The sequence below is a fragment of the Tolypothrix sp. FACHB-123 genome, from assembly GCF_014697075.1.
Classification (GTDB): Bacteria; Cyanobacteriota; Cyanobacteriia; order Cyanobacteriales; family Nostocaceae; genus Aulosira.
This window is the reverse complement of the sequence record NZ_JACJRE010000071.1, coordinates 26,157-34,091: the sequence shown is the minus strand read 5'-3', so window position 1 is coordinate 34,091 and position 7,935 is coordinate 26,157. Positions and strand designations below refer to the sequence as shown.

The 7,935-nt window shown below is 41.8% G+C and carries 8 protein-coding genes; 4 read left to right on the top strand and 4 right to left on the bottom strand.

What is annotated here, in order from left to right:
- Positions 1–586 precede the first annotated feature (586 nt).
- Positions 587–766 (top strand): 30S ribosomal protein S21, encoded by a 180-nt coding sequence (gene rpsU, locus H6G41_RS29465; RefSeq protein WP_008226419.1) that lies wholly within the window; start codon positions 587–589, stop codon positions 764–766.
- 236 nt (positions 767–1,002) lie between these two features.
- Here rpsU and pth read toward each other — a convergent pair whose 3' ends face one another.
- The 3 genes from pth to psbH form a co-directional block, all read right to left on the bottom strand.
- Positions 1,003–1,650, bottom strand: coding sequence for an aminoacyl-tRNA hydrolase (pth, locus tag H6G41_RS29460; protein WP_190751266.1), 648 nt, complete (start codon positions 1,648–1,650; stop codon positions 1,003–1,005).
- A gap of 141 nt (positions 1,651–1,791) precedes the next feature.
- On the bottom strand, positions 1,792–2,046 hold the full coding sequence (locus tag H6G41_RS29455; protein ID WP_096642279.1) for a TatA/E family twin arginine-targeting protein translocase: 255 nt from the start codon (positions 2,044–2,046) through the stop codon (positions 1,792–1,794).
- 167 nt (positions 2,047–2,213) lie between these two features.
- Positions 2,214–2,417 (bottom strand): photosystem II reaction center phosphoprotein PsbH, encoded by a 204-nt coding sequence (gene psbH, locus H6G41_RS29450; RefSeq protein WP_096574919.1) that lies wholly within the window; start codon positions 2,415–2,417, stop codon positions 2,214–2,216.
- Between the two features lie 85 nt (positions 2,418–2,502).
- Here psbH and psbN point away from each other — a divergent pair, with 85 nt between their 5' ends.
- A complete protein-coding gene (psbN, locus tag H6G41_RS29445) occupies positions 2,503–2,634 on the top strand; it encodes a photosystem II reaction center protein PsbN (RefSeq protein WP_190751264.1) in 132 nt (43 codons plus the stop codon).
- A 42-nt stretch (positions 2,635–2,676) separates the two neighbouring features.
- Here psbN and H6G41_RS29440 read toward each other — a convergent pair whose 3' ends face one another.
- A complete protein-coding gene (locus H6G41_RS29440; RefSeq protein WP_190751262.1) occupies positions 2,677–5,889 on the bottom strand; it encodes an alpha-mannosidase in 3,213 nt (1,070 codons plus the stop codon).
- Positions 5,890–5,994: 105 nt separating this feature from the next.
- On the opposite strand from H6G41_RS29440, the gene H6G41_RS29435 reads away from it, so the two are divergent.
- Both H6G41_RS29435 and H6G41_RS29430 read left to right on the top strand, forming a co-directional pair.
- On the top strand, positions 5,995–7,554 hold the full coding sequence (locus tag H6G41_RS29435; RefSeq protein WP_190751260.1) for a hypothetical protein: 1,560 nt from the start codon (positions 5,995–5,997) through the stop codon (positions 7,552–7,554).
- A 132-nt stretch (positions 7,555–7,686) separates the two neighbouring features.
- On the top strand, positions 7,687–7,935 hold the full coding sequence (locus H6G41_RS29430) for a hypothetical protein (protein ID WP_190751258.1): 249 nt from the start codon (positions 7,687–7,689) through the stop codon (positions 7,933–7,935).

Here is a 7,935-nt window from a genome sequence, read left to right as displayed (position 1 = left end):
CGCTCGGCTTATGGATTTAGAAACTTTGAAAACTTCCGAATTAGATGCTTGTTAAACTGGCATTTTGATTGTTAGTTTAGCATAACAAGTACTAAAGAACCTATTTTTTTAGGATTAGGAATAATTCTGGTTTTCCTCAGCGGTGGAGTTATTTTAAAACCTACTAGCTTGTGGAATTTTTTCGTGGCTTTTACAGCATTGGCTGCTGGCTATAAAATGCTGACTCAGGGCAGAATCAATTTTTAAATTAAACATTGAGTAAGCATGACAAGTAATACAATGTATTATGAGCAAGCTATTCACGAAAAAGTTTCACAAACCTTGCCATAAAAATCTCTTTTCCCAGTCAACAGTCAAAAGCCAACACTATTTTCCAGCCAGAGAATGTAGAGATGAGATCGCTTAATCTTCTCAACTATGGCAAAAATTATGTTAAGCTTTTAGAATTTTGCACGCTCAAGCATTACAAACAACCTAAACCAACGTCAAAAACCACGTTTTTCATAGTTATTTAGGTAGGGGAGTTTTGCTAAGTTAGGGGGTGCTATTACAATAGAAACTGATCGATCATGAGGATACAGCAAGAATGACCCAAGTGGTTTTAGGAGAGAACGAAGGAATAGATTCAGCACTACGTCGCTTTAAGCGCCAGGTTTCCAAAGCTGGTATATTAGCTGACGTAAAGTATCATCGGCACTTTGAAACACCTTTAGAAAAGCGCAAACGTAAAGCAGTGGCAGCTAGACGCAAGAGACGTTTTAAATAAACCTATTTTGGTGGTAGCGCTGTTTGAAGACAAGTTCTTAAACAAGCAACAAGACGTTGCCATGATGCTAACAAAAAATTAACAAAGGTTTATCGCACCCCTGATTAGGGTGTGAGTTAATTCTTTTACCCAGATGTGGGGCGGGTGAAATGCCTGAATTACGGTTAGATGGAGACAGCGACAATCGCTGTCCATCAACCAAAAGAATGTCGAAATAACCGTTGAACAGCCTGTGTTTAAGCTGATTCAGATTCAGGAATTTCAATGCTGCGGCTGTTACAACGGTTCATTGCTTTTTCTACACCTTGTTTGAGGCTGAGTTCTACACACTCAACTACAAACTGAAGTACTAGGGACATGACTTGATTTTCGCTAGCCGAAAAACGTCCTAATACATGGGAAACAGCCCCAGAATCATCATTAACTGAATTTTTTGGTTTACCGATACCAATACGCAACCTGGGGAAATTTTGTGAACTTAAATGTGCGATCGCACTTTTCATTCCATTATGCCCTCCAGCGGAACCAGATAGGCGCAGACGAGTCTTACCTAAAGGTAAATCCATCTCATCATAAATCACTAACACTGACTCTGGCGGTAATTTATACCAGCTAGTCACTGCTTGAATAGATTGTCCGGAGCGATTCATGTAAGTTAAGGGCTTGAGTAAGCGGACTTTACCGCCAACAGGCGCAACACCTTCACCGTACTCGCCTTGAAACTTCTTATTTTCTGCTAAAGGTATTTTCCACGCCCTGGCTATGGCTTCAACAGCCGCAAAGCCAATATTGTGGCGGGTTTGATCGTATTTTGGCTCTGGATTCCCCAACCCGACAATTAGCTGGGGAATTACCAAAGCTGGTTTTGTAACAGCCTCTGTCATTCAATTTTGGATGCGTGGATTTTGGATTTGAGTTTGGCACAAGGCCAGTGATAATTGAAGCTTGAGGATTTGAGATTTAGCAACAATTTAAAATCGGCAATCTAAAATCTAAAATTGCCAACTACTCATTTTAGCTTTTAGTTAGCTTTTAGGCTGTTCTGATGGGGCGGCTTCGATTTGCTTGGGTTCTAGTTCCGCAGTGGTTTTCACAGCTTGTTCTAGTTGTTCGGCTTCCCGCTTGAACTCAGTTTGAAATTCATTAGAAGCTTCTTGGAAGCCGCGAATAGCTTTACCCAAGCTACGTCCAATTTCTGGTAGCTTTTTTGGCCCGAAGACTAATAGTGCTACTACAAAAATTACAGCCATTTCTGGTAAGCCAATACCAAAGATATTCATGGTGTTGTTCCGCTAAATTAACAGTTGAAGTAAACAAGGAGAACCCAGTCTTCCTATATATATGTTGACTTGTTTTTGATTAACTTTTGTTTATCGAATCTACAAAAAAACCCGGATGAGCCGGGTGTCACTATACTTATTCTTTAAGCTATTGAGCTTTGTCTAGATTAACGGCCTAGACTGCGCCAATCAACAAATACATCCTGAATGAGGATGGTCTTGTTATAAACTTGGAGAATAATCAGCAAGAAAACGAAAAATAATAGCATAAAAACAGCCATTACTGGTGTAGTTCCCCAACCAGGAGCAACTTTACCATACTCAGAGTTTAGGGGTCTCAGTATATCTCCCAACCTTGTCCTTTGTGCCATAGTTCACCTAAGATTACTTGCCAAAGCTTTTTTTAATCTTCTGTAATATTCTATAAGAATAGCACTCATAATAAATCTTTCAATTATGGAACCCGCAATAGTTCTTATCATTTCTGTCGCCATTGCTGTTATCGGTATTACTGGCTGGGGAATCTATATATCCTTTGGCCCTCCTAGCAGGGAATTGTCAGATCCCTTTGAAGATCACGAAGACTAAAGCTAAAGCAGGTTACAGACGCGAGGGATTGCGTCTGTAAAATCAAGGGTTCGTTTCTGGTATAATCTGGAAAGTGTTAATTTTCCAAGGGCTAATCGTGAAGATTTGTTGCCCAGATGAGAATTTATGGGCTGGAAAATGGGCATCGGGCATGGGGCATGGGGCATGGGAAAGAGCGATGTTCGTACTCTTAGCTTGAGAATGCTCCAATAAATTTACGGCATCGCCAATAACTAAGCTCATATCGCTTTGCAAACATAACTGGGCGTTATCACCGTGACATTCATAACAACGCAGAATTAATTGCTGTGGGTTGTCTTCAGATTGTTTGAGTGCCATTAATACTAAGTTATCAGCCGATAAATTGAGGAAACTTCTGGTTTCAGGAGTTTTTGAAGCTGAATTATGATGATTGGGCGGATTAACAATTACTGACAACGGCATATTCAACTCATAGCCGCGTTTCACAGTCTGGGCTGACTGCCAACTTCCCGCGTGGGGATATAAAGCATAGGTGAATTCGTGAAAACCTCGGTCAGCTTCAGGATTCGGCCAGTGGGGACTGCGTAATAAAGTTAGGCGTAATTGGTTGGGTTGGGCATCATAACCATATTTACAATCATTCAGTAAACTGGCACCATATAATCCAGGGGTTTCTCTTGTCAAATCAGCCCATCGTAAAGCGGGAACTTCCCACTTAGCTTTTTCAGCAGGGGTTTGCGGTTTAGTGGAACGGCGAATCGCACCGCAAGGTATTTCATAGGTAGCAAAGTCTGCTTCGATGTTGAGAGGAAAAGCAGCTTTCACCAACACATGACTTTCTTGCCAATCAACGGTGGTGGCGATTTTGAGTACAGGTACGCCGACAGATAATATATAGTCTTGGCAGAATTCCGATTTACCTAATTGGCGTATGACTCGCAAACGACTTTGGACTGCGCCTTGTTCTAACCATTGAATTGATTTGAGGATAGTTGGCGGTAAAGGATGTTGAGCATAATTGGGGTCAATATTCCAAGCATCCCAATATTGGCCGCTATCTTGAAAAGCTTGGAGTTGATTACCCGCACCGCTTAATACTTCTCGTTGATGGGTTTTATCGAAGACAGTGGCTAAATCTCCGGTGTGGGGATTCACCTCAACGCGCAGATATTCATTTTCCAGAACCCAGTCTGCGGAAGGTGGGGAAGAAGGGGAGACAACAGAAGTAGGAACGAGCCAGAATAGCCGATAGCCAACGGAGGGAATATCTGTGGCGTAAAATAATAAGTTTGATGAGTCATTTAACTGAGATATTATCTGATTTCCCGAATTATCGTAAACTTGCCATTGTTGGTGAGAAGTTACTGGTGTGGGTAAGTTTACCGCAACTACTTCCGAACGTTGCCAATTGAGGGAATTAAAGACAACAACAGGTACACTATTTGGTTGTGGTGGTTGTGGTAAGTTGATGTGAGATGCGATCGCTAAAAGTGATTCATTTAATATCTTCGTTCCGACTCGCTCTATTTCTTGCCATTCCGGCAAAGCATCCACATACACTTGGGTAATAGCAGAACCTGGTAAAATATCGTGGAATTGTTCAAATAATAGCTGTTTCCAAGCTTTTTCTATCTCTGCTTTCGGGTATTCTCTACCACAACTGACGCTGGCTAAAGTTGCAAATAATTCCGCTTGATACAATAAATTTTCACAACGCCGATTCCAACGCTTTTGGTCGCCGTGAGTAGTATAACAACCGCGATGGAATTCTAGATAAAGTTCATCATCCCACACAGGGTGAGGGGATGGGGGAGAATTGAGGAGGTGTTGGAGATATGTTTCCGCAGTGGTAAATTCTAAATTGGGGAAAAAGGGCGAATTTTGCCAACGTTCGGCAATTTCTAACATATCACGGGTAGGGCCGCCGCCATGATCGCCAATTCCCGGTAACCACAGCGCATCAGGTATACCAGTTTGAGTTTGCCATTCATAGGCGTAACTTGCCATCTGCATGGGGTCGATACCTTGACCGATGAGTGCAGACATATAACTAAATACTTGACTACCATCAGGCGATCGCCACCAAAAAGTCTGATAATCAAATTTAGTAGTATCATTCCATAGCAACTTTTGGGTGACAAAATATTCAATTCCCGCATTCGCGAAAAACTGCGGTAAAGTTGCACAGAAACCAAAACTATCGGGTAACCAAGCTATAGGCGAAATTCTGCCAAATTTTTCCTGGGTATATCTTTGACCATACAATAACTGACGCGCGATCGCTTCTCCCGCAATCAAATTTAAATCCGGTTCTACCCACAAACCGCCAATAACTTCCCATTTTCCAGCAGCTACCGCTGCTTGAATTTGCGCAAATAAATCTGGGCGATGTTCTTCAATCCAAGCATACAAAGCTGGCGTAGAATGACAATAAATTAAATCAGGAAAATCCTTTTGCAACTTCAGCACTGACTCAAAAGTGCGTTGTGCTGCATTCCAAGTTTCACTTACAGGCCATAACCATGCTAAATCCAAATGCGCATGACCCAACAAATATATTTTAGATTTTGGATTTTGGATTTTAGATTTAATTAAGCGATCGCGGATATATAATAACCACTCTTCCCTCTCCTCCTCTGTGTTCTCTGCGCCTCTGCGGTTCGTTATCCCTCCTACCACCTCAGCCAACACAGCCAACTTATCCGGCGCAAACCTTTCTAAATAAAGCTGCACCAAAGCCAACTCATCAGCCACAAAACCCACATCGGGATAATTATAATCAGCAGACTCGTAAATTAAAAGCGATCGCACCAAAGCACCCTGATCATGTCCCGGACTCACCAACCGTAAAGCCACAGTAAACTCATCACCTGGCTGTACCCCCCGACTCAACAGCACTCTCGGCGCACAATCAAATAAATCTCCTTCCAGCACCAACTCCCCATTCACATAAACCTCAGCCCCATCAGCCCACCAAAGCAACGCCAACCGCAAAGCCAACCCAGCTAAAGGATAACCCTGTAAATCTTGAGGAACCACCAACTTTTGCAGCAACCAGACAACTTTTTTCCCTGCATTCCAAGGAATATTGCCTTTTTCATTTAGCTCGACTGGTGCCCATTGCGACAAATCCAACGCCATTACATCAGCAATATTACCGTCAGCTTCGCAGTATAACCATTGAGACTGGACATTGACTTGACAACAAGCACGTAATTGCTCAATTGCCTCAGAGATTAATTTAGTATGAGATTGGTTTACAGAAAGGGTCATATTTTGGCTAAGATTAGGGCACTTACGATAATGAAAAATTTGTCGTTTTGACTGTGCAGTGGGAGTCTCACAGATCAATCAAGTTCTAACTAACAAATCACTACCATGTCTTCCGGTTCCTCTGGTCGTTATCAAAGCAGAATCTTTAACTTCGTCCACCAGCAATCTCGGCGGTTGACAGAACAAGTAGGAAACACCATACGGTATGTGCAAGTCGCCACTAAATGGGGTGCTGAAGCCCTACTGTATCCTGTATATATGTGGTTGCAGTCTAGTCAATCATCACAGAGAACCTTAGATGGTCAACCAACTCAAACCAAACCGCAGTTAGAACCACAGACTCCACCAGCTGCTGATACGCCCATTGTAAATGTACTAGAGACTGTCAAAAATTTACCATTTGCCGATGATACTGCCACCCCCTCAAACGACAGATTATCATTGCCCAATCCTTTAGACTTTCTGGAAGTTATTCAGGAGAAAATTTTTGCAAAAAAATCCCCTGCTGACTCGAAGCAAGTTTCATCCCTAACTATTCCAGAAAACCAGATTCAGGATCTCAACCATGCGCCTATGTATTCAATGGTACGAGGAATTGCCACGAATATAGAAAAGCGCAATTTATTACTCGTGACTACAAATAATGAAATTCTCGATATTTTGACACCGCAACAACAAGTAAAATTAGAAGCAAAAATTATTAATGAAGTATCTCATTACTGGCATTCTGGAAAATTATTAGCAGGAAAAAAACAAGCTAATCCTCTACCAGAAATTGAACGTTTATTAGCCAAACTTACTGGGAACAATCCGCAAGCAATACCTGCATTACCTGAAAGTATAGTTAATGAGTCGTCAGATTTATGCAATTATCAAAAAACCTTAACATTCCTCGATACAGCAGTAGCCAATTTAGAAGCTAAGGCGTTAGTTCCCATCCAGCAACGCAGTCAAGAAATGATTCACATTGCTCAAACTCAGTTGAATATATTTCTTTATGGTAAAGAACAATTAACTGCTAAAGGAGAAATCACAGCCAGCAGTGATGAATTAACCAAACAAAGCTTTAATTTTGAGGCGTTAATTGAAGCTGCGCTCAATTACTTTCTTGGTGTGGGACATTATAAAAAGCTAGATATCAGCGATAGAGAAATTCAAGCAACAGGTAACCGATTAATTAATAGTCGCCTAGGAAATCAAGATGTCAACGCCGATGCTTGGTTAACCTGGAGTGATTTGTATGGTGAGTCTGAAGCGATTGGGAAACCGTCAATTAAATCGGCTGTCAGTTCTTCAGCCATTACTTCTTTACCTCAAAATGTAGTTAAAAATCAGCATAAATCTGCGCAAAACTCCAAATCGAAAGCTGGGATGGGAGAAAAATCCAAAAAATCTCGCTATCATTCCCAAAAACACCAAAAATCTGCTAAAGTTACCTCTAATATTCCCAAGAATTTACCTAGCTCTCAACAAAAAAGCGATCGCCAAGTTTATGCTCAAATAGAAGCCAAGCCTGATTGGATTGAAACTAAAGCGACATTTGTTGGCTATGAAAAACACATCTTACAAAGAATCTTAGAATTTATTGATAGTATTATGGTTTTATTAGAAACCATATTTGTAAATCTGATGATGTTTTTACGAGGTTTCTTAGGCGTTAAGTAATACCTTTTCACTTGAAAATTGATACAAATAGGTAAATTAGGTACGCGCTTCGGGGCATGGCAGTGCCAATGCCCCTACAATCAACGATAATATGTACCTCAGCAACTGGCAATCTGCTGTATATTTCTACGTATGAGCCGCAAACGTGAAAGCGGAGACCACTACAGGGATGACGGAGACCGCTACAAGGCTGACGAAGACCGCTACAAGGCTGACGGAGACCGCTACAAGGCTGACGAAGACCGCTACAAGGCTGACGAAGACCGCTACAGGGGCGACGAAGACCGCTACAAGGCTGACGAAGACCGCTACAGGGGCGACGAAGACCGCTACAGGGGTGACGAAGACCGCTACAGGGGTGACGAAGACCGCTACAGCTAA

Excerpts from the sequence above, each read along its gene's own strand:
- rpsU (WP_008226419.1), top strand. The coding sequence starts at position 587 with ATGACCCAAGTGGTTTTAGGAGAGAACGAAGGAATAGATTCAGCACTA.
- pth (WP_190751266.1), bottom strand. The coding sequence starts at position 1,650 with ATGACAGAGGCTGTTACAAAACCAGCTTTGGTAATTCCCCAGCTAATT.
- H6G41_RS29455 (WP_096642279.1), bottom strand. The coding sequence starts at position 2,046 with ATGAATATCTTTGGTATTGGCTTACCAGAAATGGCTGTAATTTTTGTA.
- psbH (WP_096574919.1), bottom strand. The coding sequence starts at position 2,417 with ATGGCACAAAGGACAAGGTTGGGAGATATACTGAGACCCCTAAACTCT.
- psbN (WP_190751264.1), top strand. The coding sequence starts at position 2,503 with ATGGAACCCGCAATAGTTCTTATCATTTCTGTCGCCATTGCTGTTATC.
- H6G41_RS29440 (WP_190751262.1), bottom strand. The coding sequence starts at position 5,889 with ATGACCCTTTCTGTAAACCAATCTCATACTAAATTAATCTCTGAGGCA.
- H6G41_RS29435 (WP_190751260.1), top strand. The coding sequence starts at position 5,995 with ATGTCTTCCGGTTCCTCTGGTCGTTATCAAAGCAGAATCTTTAACTTC.
- H6G41_RS29430 (WP_190751258.1), top strand. The coding sequence starts at position 7,687 with ATGAGCCGCAAACGTGAAAGCGGAGACCACTACAGGGATGACGGAGAC.